21 protein-coding genes and 5 pseudogenes are annotated in these 24,506 nt (G+C 71.5%); 19 read left to right on the plus strand and 7 right to left on the minus strand.

Annotated elements, in window-relative coordinates; genetic code table 11:
* Window positions 1-13: 13 nt before the first annotated feature.
* On the minus strand, window positions 14-1,000 hold the full coding sequence (gene paaA, locus ACO1BR_RS03310; RefSeq protein ID WP_426793498.1) for a 1,2-phenylacetyl-CoA epoxidase subunit PaaA: 987 nt from the start codon (window positions 998-1,000) through the stop codon (window positions 14-16).
* Between the two features lie 167 nt (window positions 1,001-1,167).
* On the opposite strand from paaA, the gene ACO1BR_RS03315 reads away from it, so the two are divergent.
* From ACO1BR_RS03315 to ACO1BR_RS03330, 4 genes and pseudogenes are all read left to right on the plus strand, one after another.
* Window positions 1,168-1,839: a DUF5819 family protein gene (locus ACO1BR_RS03315; protein ID WP_426793499.1), complete on the plus strand. Its 672-nt coding sequence runs from the start codon at window positions 1,168-1,170 to the stop codon at window positions 1,837-1,839.
* Window positions 1,836-3,215 (plus strand): HTTM domain-containing protein, encoded by a 1,380-nt coding sequence (locus ACO1BR_RS03320; RefSeq protein ID WP_426793500.1) that lies wholly within the window; start codon window positions 1,836-1,838, stop codon window positions 3,213-3,215. Before ACO1BR_RS03315 ends, ACO1BR_RS03320 begins: the two co-directional genes overlap by 4 nt.
* Window positions 3,216-3,403: 188 nt before the next feature.
* Window positions 3,404-4,165 (plus strand): TrmH family RNA methyltransferase, encoded by a 762-nt coding sequence (locus ACO1BR_RS03325; RefSeq protein ID WP_426793501.1) that lies wholly within the window; start codon window positions 3,404-3,406, stop codon window positions 4,163-4,165.
* 45 nt (window positions 4,166-4,210) lie between these two features.
* Window positions 4,211-4,648 (plus strand): annotated as a pseudogene (locus ACO1BR_RS03330) (TrmH family RNA methyltransferase); the annotation flags it as partial.
* Between the two features lie 85 nt (window positions 4,649-4,733).
* On the opposite strand, the gene paaN reads toward ACO1BR_RS03330, so the two are convergent.
* Window positions 4,734-6,416, minus strand: coding sequence for a phenylacetic acid degradation protein PaaN (paaN, locus tag ACO1BR_RS03335; protein ID WP_426793502.1), 1,683 nt, complete (start codon window positions 6,414-6,416; stop codon window positions 4,734-4,736).
* Window positions 6,417-6,565: 149 nt separating this feature from the next.
* On the opposite strand from paaN, the gene ACO1BR_RS03340 reads away from it, so the two are divergent.
* Together ACO1BR_RS03340 and ACO1BR_RS03345 are read left to right on the plus strand one after the other, a co-directional pair.
* Window positions 6,566-8,086, plus strand: a complete 1,521-nt coding sequence (locus tag ACO1BR_RS03340; RefSeq protein WP_426793503.1) for a 3-hydroxyacyl-CoA dehydrogenase — start codon at window positions 6,566-6,568, stop codon at window positions 8,084-8,086.
* A gap of 2 nt (window positions 8,087-8,088) precedes the next feature.
* Complete coding sequence (locus tag ACO1BR_RS03345; protein WP_426793504.1) at window positions 8,089-8,679, plus strand: TetR/AcrR family transcriptional regulator; 591 nt, start codon at window positions 8,089-8,091, stop codon at window positions 8,677-8,679.
* Window positions 8,680-8,857: 178 nt separating this feature from the next.
* Here the strand turns inward: ACO1BR_RS03345 and ACO1BR_RS03350 are convergent, their stop codons facing one another.
* Complete coding sequence (locus ACO1BR_RS03350; protein ID WP_426793505.1) at window positions 8,858-9,367, minus strand: Lrp/AsnC family transcriptional regulator; 510 nt, start codon at window positions 9,365-9,367, stop codon at window positions 8,858-8,860.
* A gap of 225 nt (window positions 9,368-9,592) precedes the next feature.
* On the opposite strand from ACO1BR_RS03350, the gene pdhA reads away from it, so the two are divergent.
* The 6 genes and pseudogenes from pdhA to ACO1BR_RS03380 all read left to right on the plus strand — a co-directional run.
* Window positions 9,593-10,786: a pyruvate dehydrogenase (acetyl-transferring) E1 component subunit alpha gene (pdhA, locus tag ACO1BR_RS03355; protein WP_426793506.1), complete on the plus strand. Its 1,194-nt coding sequence runs from the start codon at window positions 9,593-9,595 to the stop codon at window positions 10,784-10,786.
* The gene (locus ACO1BR_RS03360; RefSeq protein ID WP_426793507.1) at window positions 10,783-11,817 is read left to right on the plus strand and encodes an alpha-ketoacid dehydrogenase subunit beta; all 1,035 of its coding nucleotides are present in this window, start codon (window positions 10,783-10,785) and stop codon (window positions 11,815-11,817) included. Before pdhA ends, ACO1BR_RS03360 begins: the two co-directional genes overlap by 4 nt.
* Window positions 11,817-13,247 carry a dihydrolipoamide acetyltransferase family protein gene (locus tag ACO1BR_RS03365; RefSeq protein WP_426793508.1) on the plus strand — a complete coding sequence of 477 codons (1,431 nt, stop codon included), beginning with the start codon at window positions 11,817-11,819 and terminating at the stop codon, window positions 13,245-13,247. The genes ACO1BR_RS03360 and ACO1BR_RS03365 overlap by 1 nt, the downstream gene beginning before the upstream one ends.
* Before the next feature lie 119 nt (window positions 13,248-13,366).
* Window positions 13,367-14,281, plus strand: a complete 915-nt coding sequence (locus ACO1BR_RS03370; protein WP_426793509.1) for an NTP transferase domain-containing protein — start codon at window positions 13,367-13,369, stop codon at window positions 14,279-14,281.
* Window positions 14,278-15,819: a molybdopterin molybdotransferase MoeA gene (locus ACO1BR_RS03375; protein WP_426793510.1), complete on the plus strand. Its 1,542-nt coding sequence runs from the start codon at window positions 14,278-14,280 to the stop codon at window positions 15,817-15,819. The genes ACO1BR_RS03370 and ACO1BR_RS03375 overlap by 4 nt, the downstream gene beginning before the upstream one ends.
* Window positions 15,816-16,219, plus strand: a pseudogene (locus tag ACO1BR_RS03380) (potassium channel family protein); the annotation flags it as partial. The gene ACO1BR_RS03375 and the pseudogene ACO1BR_RS03380, both read left to right, overlap by 4 nt.
* 35 nt (window positions 16,220-16,254) lie before the next feature.
* On the opposite strand, the gene ACO1BR_RS03385 reads toward ACO1BR_RS03380, so the two are convergent.
* Window positions 16,255-17,256, minus strand: a complete 1,002-nt coding sequence (locus ACO1BR_RS03385) for a potassium channel family protein (RefSeq protein WP_426793722.1) — start codon at window positions 17,254-17,256, stop codon at window positions 16,255-16,257.
* Window positions 17,257-17,900: 644 nt separating this feature from the next.
* Between ACO1BR_RS03385 and ACO1BR_RS03390 the strand changes: the two genes are divergently transcribed.
* Window positions 17,901-18,611: a hypothetical protein gene (locus ACO1BR_RS03390; protein ID WP_426793511.1), complete on the plus strand. Its 711-nt coding sequence runs from the start codon at window positions 17,901-17,903 to the stop codon at window positions 18,609-18,611.
* A gap of 33 nt (window positions 18,612-18,644) precedes the next feature.
* Here the strand turns inward: ACO1BR_RS03390 and ACO1BR_RS03395 are convergent.
* Window positions 18,645-18,734: pseudogene (locus ACO1BR_RS03395) on the minus strand (IS5/IS1182 family transposase); the annotation flags it as partial.
* Between the two features lie 158 nt (window positions 18,735-18,892).
* On the opposite strand from ACO1BR_RS03395, the gene ACO1BR_RS03400 reads away from it, so the two are divergent.
* Both ACO1BR_RS03400 and ACO1BR_RS03405 read left to right on the plus strand, forming a co-directional pair.
* A complete protein-coding gene (locus ACO1BR_RS03400) occupies window positions 18,893-19,180 on the plus strand; it encodes a nuclear transport factor 2 family protein (protein ID WP_426793512.1) in 288 nt (95 codons plus the stop codon).
* Window positions 19,181-19,331: 151 nt separating this feature from the next.
* Window positions 19,332-19,961, plus strand: coding sequence for a class I SAM-dependent methyltransferase (locus ACO1BR_RS03405; RefSeq protein ID WP_426793513.1), 630 nt, complete (start codon window positions 19,332-19,334; stop codon window positions 19,959-19,961).
* Between the two features lie 95 nt (window positions 19,962-20,056).
* Here the strand turns inward: ACO1BR_RS03405 and ACO1BR_RS03410 are convergent.
* Window positions 20,057-20,497, minus strand: a pseudogene (locus tag ACO1BR_RS03410) (hypothetical protein); the annotation flags it as partial.
* 119 nt (window positions 20,498-20,616) lie between these two features.
* Entirely contained in the window at window positions 20,617-20,775 is a 159-nt protein-coding gene (locus ACO1BR_RS03415) for a hypothetical protein (protein WP_426793514.1), read from the minus strand.
* Between the two features lie 27 nt (window positions 20,776-20,802).
* Between ACO1BR_RS03415 and ACO1BR_RS03420 the strand changes: the two are divergent.
* The 4 genes and pseudogenes from ACO1BR_RS03420 to ACO1BR_RS03435 all read left to right on the plus strand — a co-directional run.
* Window positions 20,803-21,546 (plus strand): annotated as a pseudogene (locus ACO1BR_RS03420) (potassium channel family protein); the annotation flags it as partial.
* Between the two features lie 115 nt (window positions 21,547-21,661).
* Entirely contained in the window at window positions 21,662-22,639 is a 978-nt protein-coding gene (locus tag ACO1BR_RS03425; protein ID WP_426793515.1) for an NAD(P)H-quinone oxidoreductase, read from the plus strand.
* Window positions 22,640-22,790: 151 nt separating this feature from the next.
* The gene (locus tag ACO1BR_RS03430) at window positions 22,791-23,585 is read left to right on the plus strand and encodes a hypothetical protein (RefSeq protein ID WP_426793516.1); all 795 of its coding nucleotides are present in this window, start codon (window positions 22,791-22,793) and stop codon (window positions 23,583-23,585) included.
* 316 nt (window positions 23,586-23,901) lie between these two features.
* A complete protein-coding gene (locus tag ACO1BR_RS03435) occupies window positions 23,902-24,462 on the plus strand; it encodes a bacterial proteasome activator family protein (RefSeq protein ID WP_426793517.1) in 561 nt (186 codons plus the stop codon).
* Window positions 24,463-24,506 lie beyond the last annotated feature (44 nt).

Genomic DNA, 24,506 nt, shown 5'->3' on the forward strand with positions numbered 1-24,506 from the left:
GGACGTGCTGTCGTCATCGGTTCGCCTCTCCCGTACCGGCCGTGCGGGCCGTGTGCCCGGCGTGCTTGTTCTTTGCGGCGTGCGCGGCGGCTGCCTCGCGTACCCAGGCGCCCTCTTCGTGGGCGCGGCGCCGGCGGCCGATCCGCTCTTCGTTGCAGGGGCCGTTGCCCTTGAGCACCTCACGGAACTCGGTCCAGTCGATCGGCCCGAAGTCCCAGTGGTCCCGCTCCTCGCTCCACCGCAGGTCCGGGTCGGGGAGTGTCAGCCCGAGGGCCTCGGCCTGCGGGACGCAGATGTCCACGAAGCGCTGGCGCAGTTCGTCGTTGGAGTGTCGCTTGATCTTCCAGGCCATGGACTGCGCGGAGTGCGCCGATTCGTCGTCGGGCGGGCCGAACATCATCAGGGAGGGCCACCACCAGCGGTTCACCGCGTCCTGCGCCATGGCGTGCTGGGCCTCGGTGCCGCGGCTGAGGGTGAGCAGGAGCTCGTATCCCTGCCGCTGGTGGAAGGACTCCTCCTTGCAGACGCGGATCATCGCTCGGGCATACGGGCCGTAGGAGCACCGGCACAGGGGGACCTGGTTCGTTATCGCCGCGCCGTCCACGAGCCAGCCGATGGCGCCGACGTCGGCCCAGGTCAGGGTGGGGTAGTTGAAGATCGAGGAGTACTTCTGGCGGCCGGAGTGGAGCTTGTCGAGCAGTTCGTCGCGGCCGGTGCCGAGGGTCTCGGCGGCGCTGTAGAGATACAGGCCGTGGCCGGCCTCGTCCTGCACCTTGGCCATCAGGATCGCCTTGCGGCGCAGCGACGGGGCGCGGGTGATCCAGTTCGCCTCGGGCTGCATGCCGATGATCTCGGAGTGGGCGTGCTGTGCGATCTGCCGTACCAGTGATGAGCGGTAGGCGTCCGGCATCCAGTCCCGTGGTTCGATCCGCTCGTCCGCGGCCACGGTGGCGTCGAACACGGCCTCGCGGGCCGTTTCCTCCGGCGCGATCGTCGTCATGTACTGCCCCCTCGCTCCCGACCGACCGATCGTTCGGTTCAATGGTGAGTGGCCGGACCGCGGGTGTCAAGCCTGTGGATAAGCCGGGGGAGGGTGTGCCCGGTGCGGCGGCATAGGTACGGTTCCGGGGCGGAGTCAGCCGCGGAAAATCTCGGAACGGGGCGGGAATGCAGTCATACGGGGACGAATCGCGGCCACTGGCCGCGCTGTCGCTGCCCTCGCGGATCGTCATAGGCGTAGCGGCCTGCGCCATCGCCGTCAGCGTCGCGCTGCATCTCGCCATGATGTTTCTGCACGTCGCGCCGTCGAACACGCTCAGCAAGCAGCAGAGCAAGCTGATCAGCGACTACGTCTATCCCGAGTACGAGCAGAACTGGAAGCTGTTCGCGCCCAACCCCCTCCAGCAGAACATCGCGGTCCAGGCCCGCGCCCAGGTGCGCACCCAGGACGGCACGTTGCAGACCACCGGCTGGACCGATCTGACCGCCCAGGACGGCCGAGCCATCCTCCACAACCCGCTGCCCAGCCACACCCAGCAGAACCAACTCCGCCGCGGCTGGGAGCTCTTCACGAACACCCATGACGCCCAGGACCGCCCGATCGGCAGGCGCGGCGAGCTGTCCGAGCGCTACATCCGGCGGATCGCGATGCTCCGGATGTCCGCGGAGTGGACCAAGGGCGGTGGCCGGGTCGAGCAGATCCAGGTTCGGTCGCAGACGACGGCGGTGCAGCCGCCCCCGTGGAGCGACGAGAAGATCAGCGACAAGCCCGTGTACCGCGTGCTGCCCTGGTGGCAGGTCACCGCAAACGACCTGCCCGAGGGGGCGACGAACAAGTGACTTCGCCGACGCCGCAGCAGCCGGACTCCGCACCGCCGACCCCCGGCATCCCCGAGGAGGCCGCCGTCCAGGAGGCCCCTCCCCAGGAGACCCCGACCTCCTACGAGGAGACCCGCATCGAGCGCGCGATAGGCCGCGGCTTCATATGGGTCACCGGCCGGGCCATGGCCCCGTACCAGACCGCCGTCATCCGGATCGGCTTCGCCGCCACCTGGCTGCTGTTCCTCTTGCGGGAATGGCCCAACCGCCAGGAGCTCTACGGGCCCGGCGGCCCCTGGAACGCCGGGATGGCGCGCGAGCTCCTCCACGGCAACCACGCCTTCTCCGTCCTGCTCTGGTCCGACAGCCAGAGCTGGTTCGAGTGCGTCTACCTCCTCGCCATCGTGGCCAGCGCCCTGCTGATGCTCGGCTGGCGCACCCGCACCATGTCGGTGCTGTTCATGCTGGGCGTGCTCTCGCTGCAGAACCGCAGCGTCTTCATAGGGGACGGCGGCGACAACGTCATCCACCTGATGTCGATGTATCTCGTCCTGACCCGCTGCGGGCAGGTGTGGTCGCTGGACGCGCGCCGCGCCAAGCGGGCGGCCGCCGCGGCGACCGGGGAGGGCGCGGCGGGCGCCACACCGCCCCGCGACCTGCCCGGCATCGTCCTGTGGGCGGTGCTCGGCCTCGGCCTGGCCGCGGCCCAGGTACAGGGCGGCTACGCGCTGACCTGGTTCGGCCACGGGCCGTTCCCGTATGTCGGCTGGAGCCTGGTGCTGTGGGGCCTGTGGGCGACGCACGGCCTGTGGTGGGCGGTGCGGCGCCACGCCCCGGGGGAGCCGCGGATCGTCCTCGACACCCTCGCCAAGCTCGCGCACAACGGCGCACTTCTGGTGATCATGGTCGAGGTCTGCCTGATCTACTCCACCGCCGGCTGGTACAAGATCCAGGGCTCGCGCTGGCAGGACGGCACCGCGGTCTTCTACCCGATGCATCTGGACTACTTCTCCCCCTGGCCGGCGCTGTCCCAGATGTTCGGCGGCAACGGCTTGATGATCATGCTGGTGACCTACGGGACGGTGATGGTGCAGGTCGCCTTCCCGTTCACGCTCTTCAACCGCCGGCTCAAGAACGTGCTGCTGGTCGTGATGATCTGCGAGCACCTCTCGATCGCGTTCCTGCTCGGGCTGCCGTTCTTCTCGCTCGCGATGATCACCGCCGACGCGGTCTTCCTGCCCACGAACTTCCTGACCTGGCTCTCCGGGAAGCTCTCCGGGCTGCGCCGGCGGCTGTTCCCGCGCGGCGCCGGCACCGGTCCGGACGCCGGATCCGGCGGCGTCGAGCCGGAGGCCCGTACGCATTCCGCCGGCGGTGGCCAGCCGCTCGTGGGCTGAGCAGCGAGAACACCGCCCCCGCCGAGCCCCTCCCGTACGACGAGGAGTACGGACCCAGGCGCCGGCGGCCGGGCCCCGGTCCGCTGCGGGCACCCCGAGCCCTGATGGACGTCCTCCGGCGCTGTCCGGGGTGGGGTGCGGTTCTGGGCGAAGGCCCTGGTAGCGGCCATGAGCCGTAGTCTGATGTGGTGAGCGAGGACGAGATCACGAGAGTCGTACGGCAGTGGCGGGACGCTGCGCCCCAGACGGTGCTGCTGGACGGGTTCCATGCCGTGAAGCACGCGCTTCGCTTTGCGGCGGACGTTCGCCTCGCGATCTCCAGCGACAAAGGCTCTGTCCTGGCACTGGCGGAAGAGCTGGCCGACGACCTCACGGACCGCATCGACGATCTTGTGACCGAGGTGCCGGCCGAAACCTACCGGGACCTTGTGCCGAGGGTGCACCCCACACACGTGGCCGCTCTGGCGGTCAGACCCGGCCTGCGACGGAATCTGGACGACTTGTCGAGAGCCCCACGGCAGGCACCGGTCGTCGTCCTGGAGAATCCTCGCAACCTGGGGAACGTCGGTGCCGTGGTCCGGCTTGCGGCGGGGTTCGGGGCCACCGGCGTGGTCACGACCGGCGACATGGATCCGTGGCACCCCAACGTGGTGCGCGCAGCAGCGGGCCTTCATTACGCGACCGCCGTGGAAGGTCTCCCGCTCGACGACCTACCGCCGGGGCCGGTGTACGCGCTGGACCCGGAGGGAGACGACATCAGATCTGTGGTGCTTCCTGATGACGCGCTGCTGGCGTTCGGATCCGAGCGGCACGGGATATCGCCAGAACTCCGCAAGCGGGCCACCAGGCTCGTGGCACTCCCGATGCGGCCCCAGGTGTCCAGCTACAACCTGGCCACGAGCGTCGCCATGGCTCTCTTCCACTGGGGAGGCCCGCCTCCAGCGCCGTGAGCAGGCGGGACGGCGGGCCGCCGCACCCCCGTCAGCTGACCACACTTCACCAGCGGCTCGGCCGTAGGGACCGCGAGCGCCTTCCTGGCCAAGGAGGTCCGCACCGTCGGGCAGCGGCGCTGGAACCGGCGCGACGCGACGGCGACCGACCGCAATCAGACGTCCGCTCCTGCCCGGTCATCGCCGAGCTGACGGCCCGGGCCGCTGCCGAGGGGTGGCCGACCATCGGGCTCGGCAACCTCCCCGGCTCCGCCCGCTGGAGACGACCGAGCTGCGCCGCCGCCGTGTGCTGCACTTCGGCCAGGAGGGGCCGGGGCTCGCCGAAGAGGCTCGTCGGCACGCCTCCCCGGTCTGCTCGACCGCCCGGTTCGGATCGACCCGCTCGATCAACGCGTCGGATCGACCCGCTCGATCGACGCGGGGGCCGCGGCGGCCATCACGATGCACGCCCGGATCACGCGCCAGGACCAGCTCCGAGGTCCGCTCTGCGGGACCGCGAGCAGCGGCCCGCGGACAGGGGCCTGCGAACAGGGGGCCCGGTACGGCGGTACCGCCCGGGCCCCGGGCCTCACGCCTCCCGCCTCACCTCCACCGTCCGGAAGCGGTTCGCCACGAACGCGGCGTCGCACAGCACGGCGTTGGCCGCCGGATTGCCGCCCGAGCCGTGGAAGTCGGAGAACGCCGCGGTCTGGTTCACATAGACCCCGCCGGTCAGGTTCAGCGACAGCTGCGCGCACTCCTCCAGGCAGGCGTCCTCGACCAGCCGCTCCACCTCGGACGAGGTGGTGTAGGCGCCGACCGTCATGGCCCCCTTGTCGCGGATCGTGCGCCGCAGCAGAGCGACCGCGTCGGCCGCGGAGTCGACGGCCACCGCGAACGACACCGGGCCGAAGCACTCCGAGAGATACGCCGCCTCGGCGTCCGGCTTGGCGCCGTCCAGCTTGACGATCACCGGCGTGCGGACCGTGGCCTTGGGGAACTCCGGATGGGCCACCTCACGGGAGGCCAGCCCCACCTCGCCGAGCCCCGAGGCCGCGTCGATCCGCTCCTTGACCTGCGGATTGACGATCGCGCCGAGCAGAGCGTTGGCCCGCGCGTCGTCGCCGAGCAGGCCGCTCACCGCGCCCGCCAGATCGCTGACCACCTCGTCGTACGACTTCGGCCCGGCGTCCGTGCCGATGCCGTCCCGGGGGATCAGCAGGTTCTGTGGGGCGGTGCACATCTGGCCGCTGTAGAGAGACAGCGAGAACGCGAGGTTGCCGAGCATGCCCTTGTAGTCGTCGGTGGACTCGATGACGACGGTGTTGACGCCGGCCTTCTCCGTGAAGACCTGGGCCTGGCGGGCGTTCTCTTCCAGCCAGTCGCCGAAGGCGGTCGAGCCGGTGTAGTCGATGATCCGCACTTCGGGGCGCACGGCCAGCGTCTTGGCCAGCCCCTCGCCCGGCTTGTCCACGGCCAGGCACACCAGGTCCGCGGGGAAGCCGGCCTCGGCCAGCACCTCACGGGCCACCCGGACGGTCAGCGCCAGCGGGAGCACCGCGCGCGGATGCGGCTTAACCAGCACCGGATTGCCGGTGGCCAGCGAGGCGAACAGGCCGGGATAGCCGTTCCACGTCGGGAAGGTGTTGCAGCCGATCACCAGGGCGACACCGCGCGGCACGGCCGTGAAACTCTTGGCCAGCTCCAGCGGATCGCGCTTGCCCTGCGGCTTGGACCAGGTGGCCTTCTCCGGCGTCCGGGTCTGCTCGGCGTACGCGTACGCCACCGCCTCCAGGCCGCGGTCCTGGGCGTGCGGCCCGCCCGCCTGGAAAGCCATCATGAACGCCTGCCCACTGGTGTGCATCACGGCCTGGGCGAACTCATGGGTGCGCGCACTGATCCGCGCCAGGATCTCCAGACAGACCGCGGCGCGCGCCTCGGGGCCCGCGTCCCGCCATGCGGGGATCGCGGCCCGCATGGCCGGCAGCAGCACCGAGACGTCCGGATGCGGATAGGTGATGCCCAACTCCGGGCCGTACGGCGAGACTTCCTCGCCCGTCCAGTCGTCCGTGCCGGGCTGGTCGAGGGCGAAACGGGTGCCGCGCAGCGCCTCGAAGGCGGCCAGGCCCTCCGACGCGGCGTTCTCGCCGTACGCCTTGGGGTGCTCGGGGTGCGGGGACCAGTACTCACGGGTGCGGATCGCTTCCAGCGCCTTGTCGAGGGTCAGGCGGTGCTTCTCGATCAACTGCGCTGCGGTCGGTTCGGCGGCCATCGGTGACCAACTCCTCGTCGGGTGCTGGGCGGAGATGTGGATAGGGCTGGGAGCTGTCAGGGCAGCAGGGCTAGAGTAACCGAACGATCGGTCGGGGCAAGAGGGCCCGGCGAACCTGTGGAAAACTCGGTCGGGGAGGATCAGCTGCCATGACGGCAATCGGAACCAGCAGCACGGTTGCAGTGGTCGGTACCGGCACCATGGGGCAGGGAATCGCGCAGGTGGCGCTGGTCGCCGGCCATCGCGTATGCCTCTACGACACCGCGCCGGGCCGCGCGGAGCAGGCCGCCCGGGCCATCGGGCAACGGCTCGACCGGCTGGTGGAGAAAGGCCGGATCCCGACGGCGGAGCGGGACGCCGCACGCGAACGCCTCTCCCCCGCCGCGTCCCTCGGTGAACTGGCCGACGCCGCGCTGGTCGTCGAGGCGATCCTGGAACAACTTCCGGCCAAACAGGAGCTGTTCCGCTCCCTGGAGGACGTGGTCGCGGCGGACTGCCTGCTCGCCACCAACACCTCCTCCCTGTCCGTGACCGCGGTCGCGGGCCCGCTGCGCCACCCCGGCCGCTGTGTGGGCCTGCACTTCTTCAACCCCGCACCGCTCCTCCCGCTGGTCGAGGTCGTCAGCGGCTTCGCGACCGACGAGGCCGCCGCCGCCACGGCGTATGAGACCGCCGCGGCCTGGGGCAAGACCCCGGTGCGCTGTGCCGACACCCCCGGCTTCATCGTCAACCGCGTCGCCCGCCCCTTCTACGCCGAGGCGCTGCGCCTCTACGAGGAGCGGGTCGCCGACCCCGCCACCATCGACGCCGTGCTGCGCGAGGGCAGCGGCTTCAAGATGGGCCCGTTCGAGCTCACCGACCTCATCGGGCAGGACGTGAACGAAGCGGTCACCCACTCCGTGTGGACCGCCTTCTTCCAGGACCCGAAGTTCACGCCCTCCCTGGCGCAGCGCCGGCTGGTGGAGTCCGGGCTGCACGGCCGCAAGACGGGGCGCGGCTGGTTCGACTACGCCGATGGCGCCCGCCGGCCCGCGCCGCACACCGCCGAGCCCTGCCCGGCCCCCGCCTCGGTCGCCCTGCACGCGAAGCTGCCCGGCCCGGCCCGGGTGCTGCACGAGTTGATCGAGGAAGCCGGCATCAAGATCACCCGCGACCGGGCACCAGGGGAGTCCGAGGGCTTCGTCCGGCTGCCCGGCGGTGCCTGCCTCGCGATGACCGACGGCTCCCCGGCCACCAGCGCGGCCCGCGGCGCCTCCATCCGCTTCGATCTCTCGCTCGACTACCGGGCCGCGACGCGGATCGCCCTCGCGCCCTCGGCGGCGGTATCCGAAGCGGACCTCGCGGAAGCCGTCGGGCTGTTCCAGGCGCTGGGTAAAGAGGTCAGCGTGATCGACGACGTCCCGGGCATGATCGTCGCCCGTACGGTCGCGATGATCATCGACTTCGCCGTGGACGCCGCGGCCCGCGGAGTCGCCACCCCCGAGGACATCGACACGGCCATGCGGCTCGGTGTGAACTACCCCGGAGGCCCCATGGAGTGGGCCGAGCGGCTCGGCGCCCGGTGGGTGTGGGATCTGCTGGATTCCCTGCACCACCAGAATGCCGGCGGACGCTACGCACCGTCCTGGGCGCTACGGCGCCGTGCGGACCACGAGGAATTGGTGCTCTAATCATGACCATGGCCAAGCGCGACGCCTATACGCCCGATTCGCTGCTCGCGGTCTCGGTGGAGGTGTTCATCGAGCGCGGCTACGACGGCACGTCCATGGAGCACCTGTCCAAGGCGGCCGGCATCTCGAAATCGTCGATCTACCACCATGTGCGCAGCAAGGAAGAGCTGCTGCGCCGTGCGATAACCCGCGCCCTGGACGGGCTGTTCGGGGTCCTGGAGGAGCCTGGCGCCGTCCGGGGACGGGCCATCGAGCGACTGGAGTACGTCACCAGGCGCGAGGCCGAGGTGCTGATGGACGAACTCCCCTATGTGACGCTGCTGTTGCGGGTACGCGGAAATACGGACACCGAGCGGTGGGCCATGGAGCGCCGCCGGGAGTTCGACCACAGGGTCGCCGAACTGCTCAAGGAGGCCGCCGCCGACGGTGACCTGCGGGACGATGTGGACATCCGGCTGGCCACCCGGCTGCTCTTCGGCATGATCAACTCGATCGTCGAGTGGTACCGCCCGGGACGCGGCGACGCGGCCAGCCGCGACGAGGTCGCCGAGGCCGTGGTCCGCACGGCGTTCGGGGGGCTGCGGAGCGCCTGAGGGGTGGGTGAATGCTCGTTGAGGGTGGAATCTCTCGGGGCGGGGCGGGTTGAGCGCTCGCCAGGGGCCGCTCTGCCACCGACCGTCCCGCCGGGCGGCTCCGCCACCGAGCCGCCCCCGACGCCGGCCCAGCGCCCCGCCCCCACCCGTATCCGCACCCCTACCCCCACCCCTGTCTTTATCCTTCCTCCACCCCCAGATCGGTCTCCTCGAAGACCAGCAAGGTGCGGGTGCTGAGCACTTCCGGTATCGACTGGATGCGGGTGAGGACCAGCTCCCGTAGCTCGCGGTTGTCCTTGGTGTGGACGAGCAGCAGGACGTCGAAGTCGCCGCTTACCAGAGCGATGTGGGCCGCTCCGGGCAGCGCGGTGAGCTGCCTGCGCACGGTCCGCCAGGAGTTCTGAACGATCTTTAGCGTGATGTAGGCGGAGGCACCCTGACCTGCTCTTTCCTGGTCTACGAGGGCGCTGAAGCCACGGATGACGCCGTCGTCGAGCAACCGGTTGATCCGGGCGTAGGCATTGGCGCGGGAGACGTGCACCTGCTCGGCGACGGAGCGTATGGAGGCCCGGCCGTCGGTGCGCAGCAGGCGCAGGATGGCTCGGTCGATGGTGTCGAGGGGGCGCGCGGCCGGAGCGGGCGTCGCCGGTGGCTGCCCGCCTGGATTGGCCATCTGTTCCTCCGGCATGTGATCCCGCCTCCCCCTTGTGGACGACCTGCCTTCATCACAAGCTGTGGAGAACCGTTTGTCCACAGGCTGAACCCGCCTGTAGCCAAAATGCATCAGCGACCGAACAATCGGTAGGGAAGGGCGTACCCGCCCCGACCGACTTCATCCTGCCCGTGCGTCGCCCGCCCACCACCCCTTTTGAGGCGCCTCGCGCCGCCCCTTCGATCCGAGGAGGTGCTCGTCATGACGGTCCTTGAGCAGCCCGGCAGCAGCAGGCACACGAGCGGCCTGGCCGGACCGCCGCCCGACTGGCGTCCCCGTGTAGACCCGGCACCCCTCCTGCCCGACGCGGAGCCGTTCCGACTCCTGGGGACGGACGCCGCCCGCGGGGTCGGCTCCGGACTGCTGAAGCGGCTGTACGCGGAGCTGGTGCGCGGCCGCCGGTACAACGCCCAGGCCACCGCGCTGACGCGGCAGGGGCGGCTGGCGGTCTACCCGTCCTCCACAGGGCAGGAGGCATGCCAGGTCGCCGCGGCGCTCGCGCTCGAAGACCGCGACTGGCTCTTCCCCAGCTATCGCGACACCCTGGCCGCCGTGGCCCGCGGCCTCGATCCCGTACAGGCGCTGACGCTCCTGCGGGGCGACTGGCACACCGGGTACGACCCGCACGAGCACCGCATCGCCCCCCTGTGCACCCCGCTCGCCACGCAACTCCCCCACGCCGTGGGCCTGGCACACGCCGCCCGCCTCAAGGGCGACGACGTGGTCGCGCTGGCGATGGTCGGCGACGGCGGCACGAGCGAGGGCGATTTCCACGAGGCGCTGAACTTCGCCGCGGTGTGGCAGGCGCCGGTCGTCTTCCTCGTGCAGAACAACGGCTTCGCGATCTCCGTCCCGCTCGCCAAGCAGACCGCCGCGCCGTCGCTCGCCCACAAGGCGGTCGGCTACGGCATGCCCGGTCGCCTGGTGGACGGCAATGACGCGCCCGCGATGCACGACGTCCTCACCGAGGCGATACGGCGGGCCCGTGAGGGCGGTGGCCCCACCCTGGTCGAGGCCGTGACCTATCGCCTTGAGGCGCACACCAACGCCGATGACGCCACCCGCTACCGCACCGACGACGAGGTCGAGACCTGGCGGGCGCACGACCCGATAGCCCTGATGGAGCGCGAGCTGGCGGACCGGGGTCTGCTCACCGACGCCTTCGTCGCCACCACCCGGGAGAGCGCCGAGCACCTGGCGGCCGACCTGCGGGAGCGGATGAACGCCACCCCGCTGCTGGACCCGATGGACCTGTTCGACCACGTATTCACCCGGCAGACCAGCCAACTGCGCGACCAGGCTGCCCAGTTGCGTGCCGAACTGGCCGCCGAGGCCGAGGGACACACCGAGCACGCAGCGGGCGCCGCGGCGCCCGCCCAGGAGGCCAGGCCATGACCACCATCGCTCCGGCGACCGCGCGCAAGCCCGCCACCATGGCGCAGGCGCTGACCCGCGCGCTGCACGACGCCATGGCCGAGGACCCGTCCGTCCACGTGATGGGCGAGGACGTCGGTGCCCTGGGCGGCGTCTTCCGGGTCACCGACGGGCTGGCCGCGGAGTTCGGCGAGGACCGCTGCGTCGACACCCCGCTCGCCGAGGCCGGCATCCTGGGCACCGCCGTCGGAATGGCCATGTACGGGCTGCGGCCCGTCGTGGAGATGCAGTTCGACGCGTTCGCCTACCCGGCGTTCGAGCAACTGGCCAGCCATGTCGCCCGGATGCGCAACCGCACCCGAGGCGCGGTGGCGATGCCGCTGACCATCCGCATCCCGTACGGCGGCGGGATCGGCGGTGTCGAGCACCACAGCGACTCCTCCGAGGCGTACTACCTCGCCACCCCCGGCCTCCAGGTCGTCACCCCGGCCACGGTCGAGGACGCGTACGGGCTGCTGCGTGCCGCCATCGCCTCCGACGACCCGGTCGTCTTCCTCGAACCCAAGCGGCTGTACTGGTCCAAGGCCGACTGGTCGCCGGACACACCGACTCCGGTGGCCCCCATGGGCCGCGCCGTGATCCGGCGCCCCGGCAGCAGTGCCACGCTGATCACCTACGGCCCCTCGCTCCCGGTCTGCCTGGAGGCCGCCGAGGCCGCCCGGGCCGAGGGCTGGGACCTGGAGGTCCTCGATCTGCGCTCGCTGACGCCGTTCGACGACGAGACGGTCTGCGCGTCCGTACGGCGCACCGGGCGGGCCGTCGTCGTCCATGAGTCCAGCGGATTCGGCGGCCCGGGCGGCGAGATCGCCGCGCGGATCACCGAGCGCTGCTTCCACCACCTGGAGGCCCCAGTGCTGCGCGTCGCCGGTTTCGACATCCCTTATCCGCCTCCGATGTTGGAGCGGTACCACCTTCCGGGTGTGGACCGGATACTGGACACCGTCGCCCGCCTCCAGTGGGAGTCGGACTGGACCGAGGGACGTGGTGAGTGATGGCCGTGGTCCGCGAGTTCACCCTGCCCGACCTGGGGGAGGGCCTCACCGAGGCGGTGATCGTGCAGTGGCTGGTCGAGGTCGGCGACGTGGTGGCCGTCGACCAGCCGGTGGTGGAGGTCGAGACCGCCAAGGCGATGGTCGAGGTGCCGTGCCCGTATGGCGGTGTGGTCACCGCCCGCTTCGGCGCGGAGGGGGCCGAAGTGCCGGTGGGTGCCCCCCTGGTGACGGTCGCCGTGGGGGCGGCGGACGATCTGGCGCCGAGCGGCGGGGCGGGACCGGACACCGCGGGCGCGGAGCCGGACTCGTCGGCGCCCCCGGCCCCCGCCGGGGAGGACGCGGCGGATTCCGGGTCGGGGAACGTGCTGGTCGGGTACGGGACGAGCGCGTCGGCGGCACGCCGGCGGCGGGTCCGGCCCGGGACGCCGGCCGGTCCCGGGGCGCGGGCGTCGGCGAAGTCCCCTGAGGCGACCGCGTCCGCGGCCGCTGCCCCCGTGCCCACCGGCACCCGGACGGACACCGCCGGAGCCGAGGTCGCAGGCACCCGTACGGTCGCCGTCATCTCTCCGCTGGTGCGCCGTATCGCGCGGGAACACGGCCTGGATCTACGGGGGTTGACGGGCTCCGGCCGCGACGGGCTGATTCTCCGTACGGACGTCGAGTCCGCGATCGGGGCGCTGCGCGAGCGGGAGACGGCCGCCGCCGGAGCCGCCCTCGGTGCGGGCACCGCGGCCGTCCCCGGGGAGGAGCGGATCCCGCTCCGGGGGATGCGCGGCGCCGCCGCCGAGAAGTTCAGCCGCAGCCGCCGGGAGATCCCGGACGCGACCTGCTGGGTGGACGCCGACGCCACCGAACTCCTCGCCGCCCGCAGGGCGATGAATGTTCCCGGCGCTCCCAAGGTCTCGCTGCTCGCGCTGCTGGCCCGGATCTGCACGGCCGCGCTCGCCCGCTATCCGGAGCTGAACGCCACCGTCGACACCGCCGCCCAGGAGATCGTCCGGCTGCCCGCCGTCCATCTGGGCTTCGCGGCGCAGACCGACCGCGGCCTGGTGGTGCCGGTCGTCCGGGACGCGCAGAACAGCACGGTCGAGGAGCTGTCCGCCGAGATGGCCCGGCTCACCGAGACCGCGCGCTCCGGCGGGCTGTCGCTGGCCGAGCTGACCCATGGCACGTTCACGCTCAACAACTACGGCGTCTTCGGGGTCGACGGCTCCACGCCGATCATCAACCACCCCGAGGCGGCGATGCTCGGCGTCGGCCGGATATCCGCCAAACCCTGGGTCCACGAAGGTGAGTTGGCCGTCCGCCAGGTCGTCCAGCTCTCGTTCACCTTCGACCACCGGGTGTGCGACGGCGGCACCGCGGGCGGGTTCCTGCGCTATGTGGCCGACTGCGTGGAGCGGCCCGCGCTGCTGCTGCGCGGGCTCTGACCGCCGGGCCGGCGCGACCGGCCGCCCTCTGGGCGGGCGGCGCGCCGGCTGTGCCGGCCGTGACGCGATGACCGGGTCCGGGGCTGTGTGATCGCGTCACCCCTGGCGATACTCAAGGGATGAGCGACCACACCGTCCATGACGCCATCGTGCTGGCCGGGGGCGCGGCCCGGCGGCTCGGCGGGGCCGACAAGCCCGCCCTGTCCGTCGGCGGCCGTCCGCTGCTGGACCGGGTGCTGGCCGCCTGCCCCGACGCCGCGGTCACGGTCGTCGTCGGCCCCGGCCGCCCCACCGTCCGCGCCGTCGTCCACGCCCTGGAGGACCCACCCGGCGGCGGCCCGCTCGCCGCGCTGGACGCCGGGCTGCGGCACACCACCGCGCCGACGGTGCTGGTCCTCTCCGCCGATCTGCCGTTCCTGACGGCCGCGACCGTACGGGACCTCCTCCGGGCGGCGACCGCGCACGGCGCAGCGCCCCGGGACGGAGCGCTGCTGTGCGACGCCGAGGGCCGCGACCAGCCGCTGGTGGCCGCGTACGGTGCGGCGCCGGTGCGCCGCCGACTCGACCTGCTGCGCGCCGAACACGGCACCCTGGCCGGGCTGCCGGTGCGCCGCCTGACGTCCGCGCTGGCGCTCGCGCGGGTCCAGGACGCCACGTCCACGGCCTCCTTCGACTGCGACACCTGGGAAGACATCAGCGCGGCTCGCGCCCGTATCAGGGAGCATGGACACGTGTTGGACGAATGGATCACGGCAGTCAAGGCCGAACTGGGCATCGACCTCGATGTCGACACGGCGGCGCTTCTCGACCTCGCACGGGATGCGGCGCACGGCGTGGCCCGCCCCGCCGCGCCGCTGACGACCTTCCTGGTCGGTTACGCGGCGGCCCAACAGGGCCGGGACGTGGTCGAGCTGGCGCAGCGGGCCGCCGCGCTGGCCGACCGCTGGGCCGCGGAGGCCGAGGCCGAGGAGGCACAGGCGGCCGGGGCGGCGGAGGCGGGCGGCGCCGGCAGCGAAGCGAAGCCCGCGCAATGACCGACGGGGAGTTCGGCGGCGCGTTCCGCGAGGTGACCGGGGACCCGTTCGACGATGCGCTCGCGCTGGTCAACGACGCCGCACCGGGGCGCCTGCGGTCCGGTGCCGCGGACGGGCCGTACGGCGCCCGCGGCAGCGGACCGTTCGGCGCCGGCGGCGACCGCGGCACCGGCGGCGGGGACGGCCCGCACCACCCCACCGGGCCCGGCTCCGGGAGGGCCCGGCCGCACGCCGGCCGCCCGGCCACCTCCTGGCCATCGGCCCGGGACCTCGCCGCGCGGGCGGTGCCCGAGCCGCCCGAGCCCGGGACGGCCGCGCTCGGCGACGCGCTCGGCCGCACGCTCGCCGCGGCCCTGACGGCGCTCACCGACCTGCCGTCGTTCGACACCTCGGCCATGGACGGCTGGGCGGTCGCCGGACCCGGCCCCTGGCGCGTCGCCCGCCCCGTGGAGGACGACGGCGAGCCCGGCCCGTCCGCCGGCATCCTCGCCGGCCAGGCCACGACCGACGTGCTCCCCGACGGCCATGCGATCCCGATCGCCACCGGCGCCCGCATCCCGCCCGGCGCCACCGCCGTACTGCGCAGCGAGCACGGCGAGGTCCTCGACCTGCCCGACGGCCGCGCCCGGCTGTACGCGCCGCGCCCGGTGCCGCCCGGTCAGGACATCCGCCCGCGCGGCCAGGAGTGCCGCCGCGGTGACCACCTGCTGCCGGCCGGCGCCGTGGTGACCCCCGCGGTCCTCGGCCTGGCCGCGGCGGCCGGCTACGACGAGCTCGCCGTCTACCCCCGGCCCGCCGTCGAAGTGCTGGTCCTGGGCGACGAGTTGCTGCGCCAGGGGCTGCCCGAGGACGGCCGGATCCGCGACGCGCTCGGCCCGATGCTCGCGCCCTGGCTGCGGGAACTCGGCGCCGAGGCGGCCGCGCCGCGGCACCTCGCCGACGACGCCGACACGCTGTACGAGGCCATCGCCGGGTCCACCGCCGACCTGGTCGTCACCACCGGCGGCACCGCGTCGGGCCCCGTCGACCATGTGCACCCCACCCTGCGCCGGCTGGGCGCCGAGCTGCTGGTGGACGGCGTGGCGGTGCGACCCGGCCACCCCATGCTGCTGGCCCGCCTCGCACCGCGCCGGCACCTCGTCGGCCTCCCCGGGAACCCCCTCGCCGCGGTGTCCGGCCTGCTCACCCTCGCCGAGCCGCTGCTCCGTGCCCTCGCCGCCCGCCGGCCCGGCGCCCCGTACCGCGCGCCGCTGGCCGCCGTCGTCCATGGCCATCCGCACGACACCCGTCTCGTCCCGGTCGCCTACCGCGACGACGAACGGCACGGACTGGTGGCCACACCGCTGCACTTCCAGGGTCCCGCCATGCTGCGCGGCATCGCCGCCGCCGACGCGATGGCCGTGGTCCCGCCCGGCGGCGCGGAGTACGGCGCCGAGGTCGAACTCCTCGAACTCCCCTGGCCGGCGAGCTGGTCAGCGGGCTGGACCGCCCCCGGTGCGCCCTACGACGCCGCAGGCCCTTCGGGAGGCCCCGCGTGAAGCTCCCGTCCCACGACACCGCGCACGTGAGCTTCCCGAGGACCGGCCCCACCGGGTGATCCTGCCCCGCCGCACTCCGAAGGCGCCGATACGGCAGGTCGCCCGCCGGCTGCTGATGGCCCTGCTCGTGCTCGTGGCGACGGTCTTCATCGTCCGGATCGACCGCAAGGGGTACCACGACAACGCCGGCGGGCCCCTCGATCCGCTCGACTGCGTCTCTTACGCGGCCGTCACCCTCTCCACGTCGGGATACGGCGACATCGTCCCCTACAGCGCCGGCGCCCGGCTGCTGGACATCCTGCTCGTCACGCCGCTGCGCGTGGTCTTCCCGACCATCCTGGTCGGCACGGCCCTGGAGGTGCTGACCGAACGCACCCGCGAGCAAGGGCAAGGGAAACGCCGGGGTCAACACCTTGCCGAACGGAACACCGGCTTTCAGCTCGCATGATCCCCGGACGTTGCCCGCTGAACGGTGATGAGCCGGTCCGTGAGCTGGAGCGTCGCGACCTCCGACTCGGTGTAGTCCAGCACCCTGCCCCCTCGTAGGACGGCTACGACCAGGTCACCGCACTCGCGGGGGGAACGTCCCACCTCGGACTTCGCCACCGCGCGTTCCCTGAGGTCCAGTCCACTTCCGTACGTCATCAGTTCTTCCAGGACGGTGCTCGCGCTCGGGCTGGTCATCGCCATACCGAGCAACTGGCCTGCCGAGCTGGAGCTTGTGATGACCGTGTCGGCTCCACTCTGCTTCAGCAGCGGGATGTTCTCGTCCTCCCGGACCGCCACCACGATGGAGGCGTGCTTGTTGAGCTGACGCGCGGTCAGTGTCACCAGGGCGGCTGTCTCGTCCCGATGGGTGGCGACGACCACCTTCGAGGCCCGGTGCAACTCGGCCCTGCGCAGCGCGTCGGAACGGGTCGCATCCCCGAGGACACCCACGAGCCCGTCGTTGCTGGCCGCATCCACCGTCTGCTTCTGAGGATCGACCACAACGATGTTCTGCTTCGAGACGCCCTGGCCGACCAGGGTTTCGACGGTGTGCCGGCCCTTGGTTCCGTACCCGATGACGACGATGTGGTCGCGCATACGGGACCGCCAGCGATGAACGCGTACCTGATGCCGGGTGCGCTCGGTGAGCACTTCCAGCGTGGTGCCGACCAAGATGATGAGGAACAGGACGCGCAGCGGCGTGACGACGAAGATGTTGGCCAGCCGAGCGCCGTCGCTGACCGGGGTGATGTCGCCGTAGCCCGTGGTCGAGAGGGTCACGGTCGCGTAGTACGCCGAGTCGAGGAGACCGACGGTCCCGCCGGCGTTGTCGTGGTATCCAGCACGGTCGACCCACACGACGAACGTCGTGAGTGCCAGCACCAGAAGGGCCATGACCAGCCGACGGAAGACTTGCTGAAGCGGCGGTTTCACGCCCTGCACGGGCATGACGACGGACCGGCCGTCCTCGGCGTCCTCCTCGGCCTGGGCGCGTGAACGCGACCAGAGAGACCGGAAGATGGAGACCTTCCCGGTGTCCCGGAGTGGCTGTTGCTCTTCCCTCATAGGGGCGGCCCCTCTTGTGCGGCTTGCTCTGCGGAAGTCCGTCCATAAGGCATAAGGCCATCCTCAGGGATCAGGCTGCCTCATGTCCCGTTCGGAGTACCCCGTCAGGCATGCGGTCACATCCGGATGTACTCCTGGATACATGACATCGGACAGCCCCAAGCGGGCCGATGACTCCGACAAGCAGGAGAAGAAGAAAAAGTCGCTCTGGACTCAAGAAGATCGATAAGCCGGATCCGCCGCAAGACACCACTAATGCCACCTCCGCCGTTATCGCTGGTGAATCAAACGGCGGTCTGGCGAACTGTCGGTGAGCCCCACTCGCGAGTGCCCCGCTTTGAGTGAGGGAATTGCTGGGCGGATCTGCCGATCTCACCGAAGCGCGTTGGGCGGCTTGCGGAACTGATTCGGCCTCAGCCCGGCGCAAGGGGCTGTCCAGCACGGCTCCGACGCCGTGATCTCACCAGGTACACCGTGACCATCTCACCCATGGTCAGCAGTCATCGGACAGCCCTTAGAGTGAGCGGATGGTCGAACCTGGTGTGCGGGAAATGCGGGCGGGGCTGCCTGCGCGCGCGATCGAGGTCGGAACCGAGCCTCTGACCCGGCCGATACGGAACTCGGTGGGCGGCTGGCCCTTCCTCGACGAGGACCAGGAGTGGCCGGAGTGTTTCTGCGGCGAGCGGATGGTGCTGTTCTTCCAGCTCGATATCCCCCCGGACCTGGAACCTTTCGGCGGCGACCACCTGTTGGTCTTTCACTGCCGCGCGCACAATGACGCATCCGACCCGCAATTGACGGACGGGCGACTCGTGCCCCGGTACTGGGACGCTCCACAGCCGCCCTATCCGCGTCCGTTCTGGAGCTTGCTGCTCCAGCGCCACGCGACGCTGCCGGCGGCGGAGCCAGAACCATCCGTGTGCGCCCGACCGTTGACCCTGCGCCCCTTCGTGGACAGCCCCGACGCGCGAGGGCTGGGAGCCCAGACGTTCAAAGTGGGCGGTGCGCCATCCTGGGCGCAGGGCCCCGAGTTCTACCGGTGCGCGTGCGGCGCCGAGCTGGTGTACCTCTGCCAGGTGCCGGAGGGCATGGAATTCGCCGTCCACCCCGGCCAACCAGAGCAGCCCTACAGCGTCGACGCCAACGCCTACGGGCTCTTCCTCAGCAACGAGGTCTATCTGCTGGCCTGCCCTGCCCACTGCGACCCGGCCGCAGTCTGGCCGGTGAACCAGAACTGACCCTCGGCATCGCCGGCCTATCCGGCGGACGAGGAAGACATAGGCCCTCTCGTCGTATCTCGTGGCTACGGTACGGGAGTTCTGGAGGGCGTTGATCGTCCCCTCGACTTCGTTTCGGCGTTCCAGAGACCGCCCTGGGGCATGTCCGATGCTGGCTGCCCGGCCGCGGTGGGGCGTACGCCGCGTCACCCGGTGGGAGGACGCGGCGGTGTGTCATGTGCAGGTGAAGGGAAGAGGCACCCCGTACCCGAGCCTCTGGAGAAACCGTGAGCAATCCAACCGTGCAGGCATTCGTGAACGCGATCAACGCGGGCGATCGCGATGGCTTCGACGCCCTCCTCACACCCGACGCCACCATGTCCGACGACGGTACCGATCGCGACCTCACCGCGTGGGTGGACAAAGAGATCTTTTCCGCCGACGGCCGGATGGACATCGAGTCGGAGTCCGCCGACGGGCTTGAGCTGGTCGCCACCTTCACCAACAGCACGTGGGGCGCGATGCGAACTGCGTGGCGCTTCACGGTGGACGACGGCAGGATCAGCCGGTTCGACACCGGGCAGGCATAGACAGGGGAATGCCTGCCCGGTCTCTGACAGAGCCAGGCGAAGCAGCTCAGGGACGCACTCGTCCGTCGACCTACCGGACAGGCCCGAGGGGCGGGGATCGGCACGGGGCCGGAGAACGGCCGCGGACGTGCAGCTGTTAGCTTCGTTCCCCGTGGTGGAGCACCAGGACGAGACCAGGGCGGCCTACGACGGGATCGTCGAGCTGTATGCGTCGATGTTCGCTGATCGGCTGGAGACGCAGCCGTTCGCGCGGGCCATGCTCGGCACCTTCGCCGAGCTGGTGCGCGAGACGGGTAACCAGCGGGCAGCCGACGTCGGGTGCGGGCCCGGACATCTGACGGCCATGCTGCACGACCTGGGGCTGGACGCCTTCGGGCTCGACCTCTCCCCGGCCATGATCGACCACGCCCGGCGGGCCCATCCGGCGCTGCGGTTCGACGAGGCGCGGATGGAGGCCCTGCCGGTCGAGGACGGCGCGCTCGGCGGCGTGCTGGCCCACTACTCGATGATCCACACCCCTCCTGAGGAACTACCCGCGCTGCTCGCCGAGCAGGTGCGTGTCCTGGCACCAGGGGGCCTGCTTCTGGTCTCGTTCTTCGGGACCGACGGACCGGAGACGGTCCGCTTCGACCACAAGGTTACGCCCGCTTATAGCTGGCCGGTGGACCGGTTCGCCGAGTTGCTGGCCGGGGCCGGGCTCGTCCCGTTCGCCCGGCTGCTCCACGACCCGGCCTCCGAGCGGGGCTTCCTCGACGCCCACCTGCTGGCCCGCCTCCCCTAGGCTGCCGGGCCGCATTGCCTCCGACTCGGCGCCTCGGGGTCGGCGCGGACCCCGTCTGGGGTGCTGGGGGCCCACCTGGCGAGAGGGGCACAGATTCAGGCGGGGAGTACTTCCCTGAGGCGTGCTTCGAAGACGGCGGCGACGGGCTCTCCGCGGTACGGAGTCAGTTGCCCGTAGAACTCCCTCAGGTGGCCGGCCAGCCGTTCGGAAGCAACCGCGGACGCCGGCTCCAGGGCTTCCGTAGCGGTGTGGCATGCCTCGTCGAGCTTGCCGAGTCGGAGTTGGGTACGGGCCGGCCGGAATGCGAGGAAGGCCCGCCCTGGTTGGTTGGAGCCGTGCTCCCTGCGCATGGCCTCTGCGATCAGGGGTTCAGCGGCTGCCGCTTCGCCGAGCTGACCGTGTGCAATGCCGGTGTCCACGATGAGCTTGGTCTCGTCGCGGTACGACTCCCAGGCGGGGTCCGGGTCGCCGGTACGGATCCACTCGAACTGCCGGTGAGCTTCTGAGATCGCCGCGTGCGTGGCGGTCCGGCTGCCGGCTTGGACGGCGTGGAGTGCGCCGGGGCTCTCGGCGGGAACGTGGTAGGTGAGTTGGGCGCGGTCGGCGCCGGTGCGCAGTTCTTCGAGGATCAGGGGGCGCCGTTCGGTGTTGAGGGTCAGGCGCCGAAGGCGGGCTTGGTCTCCGTGTTGTCGGTAGCGTCGTTCTCAGCAGCGGCGGACCCCTCGTCGGCCTCGAAGGAGAGACGGACAAGACCGGCCCAGTTCTGACCTTTGAGCTCGCCCCAACGGGCCCGCTGCACAAGCTCGTTGTCCATGAACTCAGGTTTCTTTCGTCACACTGCTGGAGAAGCGCCTTGCGCGATCACACCGTCATCGTCGGCTACGGGACCAAGGGCCGGTCCGCCGTCCAGACCCTCTGCGCCACGGGCCTGGCCCGCGACCGCATCGTCATCGTGGACCCCAGCAGCAAGGTGGTCGACGCGGCGGTGGCCGAGGGGTTCGCGGGTGTGGTCGGCGACGCGACCCGCAGTGACGTCCTGCTGCGGGCCGAGATCCAGCGCGCGCACCAGGTCGTGATCGCCACCCAGCGCGACGACACCGCCGTGCTGGTCTCGTTGACCGCCCGTCAGCTCAACAAGCGGGCCAACATCGTCGCCGCGGTACGGGAGGAGGAGAACGCGCCGCTGCTACGGCAGTCCGGCGCCGACGCGGTGATCACCTCGGCCAGCGCGGCCGGTCGGCTGCTGGGGCTCTCCGTGCACAGTCCCAGCGCGGGCACCGTCATGGAGGACCTGATCCAGCAGGGCAGCGGTCTCGACCTCGTGGAACGGCCGGTGGTCAAGGCGGAGGTCGGCCGGTCCGTACGGGAGACCGATGACCTGGTCGTTTCGGTGCTGCGGGGGCACCGGCTGCTGGGGTACGACGACCCGGAGGCGAGCCCCCTGGAGGCCGCGGACCGGCTGATCACCATCGTCCGGGCCGCCTCGGCACAGGAGCCGGACCAGTTCGGCAGGCCGCCCGTCCGTCCCGCCATGCCGACGCTGCCCGGCACCGGCGTCGCCCCGATGCGCCGGGCGGACGAATAAGGAGCAGCCGGGCGGGCCGGGCAACCGGCTTCTCCAGGGCCCCGATCCGTCCGACCTGCCGCGACGCCGACCCGCACCGTCGCCCCGCGGCCGGTCGGCGAGTAGCCTCGCGCCCATGCGAGCGATCACTATCCCCGAGCCCGGTGGCCCCGAAGCACTTGTCTGGGCCGAAGTGCCCGACCCACAGCCCGCCGAGGGCGAGGTCCTGATCGAGGTCGCGGCCAGCGCCGTGAACCGCGCCGACCTGCTCCAGCGCCAGGGCTTCTACGACCCGCCGCCCGGCTCCTCCCCGTACCCCGGTCTGGAGTGCTCGGGGCGGATCGCCGCGGTCGGTCCCGGTGTGCACGGCTGGGCGGTCGGAGACGAGGTGTGTGCGCTGCTGGCGGGCGGCGGGTACGCGGAGAAGGTCGCCGTGCCGGCGGGTCAGGTGCTGCCGCTGCCGCCCGGACTCGACCTCGTCACGGCCGCCGCGCTCCCCGAAGTCGCCTGTACCGTCTGGTCGAACGTCTTCATGATCGCGCACCTGCGGCCTGGGGAGACGCTGCTGGTCCACGGCGGCGCCAGCGGCATCGGCACGATGGCGATCCAGCTCGCCAAGGCGGTCGGCGCCCGGGTCGCGGTCACCGCGGGCGGCCCCGAAAAGCTGGCCCGCTGCGCCGAGTTGGGCGCGGACGTCCTCATCGACTACCGCGAACAGGACTTCGTGCAGGAGATCCGCAAGGCCACCGACGGCAAGGGCGCGGACGTCATCCTCGACATCATCGGCGCCAAGTACCTCCAGCGGAACGTCAAGGCACTGGCGGTCGCCGGACGCCTCGCGATCATCGGCCTGCAGGGCGGAGTGAAGGCGGAGCTGAATCTCGCCGCCCTGCTCTCCAAACGCGCCGCGATCACCGCCACCGGCCTCCGGGCCCGCCCGGTGAGCGAGAAGTCGGCCATCGTCGCGGCCGTCCGCGAGCACGTCTGGCCGCTGATCGGCAACGGCCAGGTCCGCCCGATCGTGGACCGCACGCTCCCGATGCCGGAGGCCGCCGAGGCGCACCGGATCCTGGAGGCCAGCACCCACGTCGGCAAGGTCGTGCTGACCGTCTGAACCGACCGCCCGTAGCGCCTGGGGCCGTTGCCGCCCCGTGCCCCTCCCCCCTGCCGGCAGGTCACTCGGTGCGACCTGCTCAAGATGCCGCGGATATTCCGCCGTGTGACGCTGGGCACGTCACTCGACGGCTCGGCACGGGAGGGGCACTGTGGTCGTACCAGGACTCCGTTCGCGCATTGCCACCGGACTGCTGGTGGTCGCCGCCGCCCTACCCCTCCCCATGACAGCCGGCACCGCGCTGGCCGTGGACGTCCGTGCCACACCGGCCGCCCGCCCCGACGGACCGAAGGACGACCACGCGTCGGAACCCCCGCTGGCCGTAGGGCATGCGAGGGCGGGCTATCCCGGACGCCCGCGGGTGCCGGTGCGCCTGCTGGACTTCCCCAGTGCCGACGACCTCCGGGACCTGCCGGACCACCTCTTCGCGCTGCCGGGCACCCTTCCCGGGTTCTCGCACCACCCCGGCGGCCCGTTCCTGTTTGCGTGGCGCCGCCACCACCCACATCACCCGTTCGGTCCACACCTGCACTGGCCGCGGCCCTTCGCCCTGGACCCCGCCGACCGCGACGCCGACCCCCGGGACACGGACCGCTCCGAGCCCGCCAGTCCGCCCACAGCCGCCCCCAGCCGGCAGCCGGCCCCCAGCTCCGCTCCCGTGCCGCGCCACAGCGCTGCGCGTACGGATCCCGGCGCGGCGCCCGCCCGCCCGGAGCAGCCGTCGACCTCACGCGATCGCGACCGTGCCGGTCCGCTCCCGAGCCCCTACCGGCCGCTGCCGTCGCCCGAGCAGGCCCCGGACGCCGCCGGACCGGCACCGGCGGAGAGCCCGTATGCGCTCGATGCCCCGGCGGCCCGCGTCGAGCGGGTCCTTCCGATGGGCGCCGGAATGGCGCTCACCGGCCTGGGGCTCGCCTTCCTCGCCCTCCGGCTGCGCCGGCGCTGAGCACGTGTTTCACGTGAAACGCGTGCGAGATCGCCGTTTCACGTGAAACGGTCCTGGAGGCCAGGCTTCAGGTGAAACCGCCGTAGCTCCGTGGTTTCACGTGGAACATGCGAATCCGCGGGTTCATGTCAAATGGGGCGCTCGCCCGTTTCACGTGAAACAGGAGAATCCCGCGGTTTCACGTGAAACGGAGCGGCGAAATTTCCAGATGGGCCCCGATGTCACGCGGTATCGGAGGTTTGCCGCCCCGGAAAGGTGGATCACCTTCTCCCGGGGGCACCACCGTTCTGGACCTGTCGTACGAGAGAATGGCGGCATGGATATGCCGATGAACGAACGGTCGCAGGAGAACCAGCACGTCCTGGTTGTCGGCCCGGACGGCATGGCGCTCGGCAGCGCCGGCGCCGGTGGCGGGGACGAGGGCGACGAGCCCCGTGAGGTTCCGGTGACGGACATGGTCGAGCAGCCCGCGAAGGTCATGCGTATCGGCAGCATGATCAAGCAGCTGTTGGAAGAGGTGAAGGCCGCTCCCCTCGACGAGGCGAGCCGAGTGCGCCTCAAGGAGATCCACTCCAGCTCGGTCAAGGAGCTGGAGGACGGGCTGGCGCCCGAGCTGGTCGAGGAGCTGGAGCGGTTGTCGCTGCCGTTCACCGATGAGTCGGTGCCGACGGAGGCGGAGCTGCGGATCGCCCAGGCTCAGCTGGTCGGTTGGCTGGAGGGGCTCTTCCACGGCATCCAGACCGCGCTCTTCGCCCAGCAGATGGCGGCGCGCGCCCAGTTGGAGCAGATGCGCCGCGCCCTGCCGCCCGGTGTCCCCATCGAAGGCCATGAGGACCACCCCGGTCACAGCGGTGCGCGCTCGGGCCCGTACCTCTGAGGTCCGGGCGTACGGCACGTCCGTAACGGCGGAGGGGGGGGGGG

It is taken from the genome of Streptomyces sp. YGL11-2 (assembly GCF_050054615.1).
Taxonomy (GTDB): domain Bacteria; phylum Actinomycetota; class Actinomycetes; order Streptomycetales; family Streptomycetaceae; genus Streptomyces.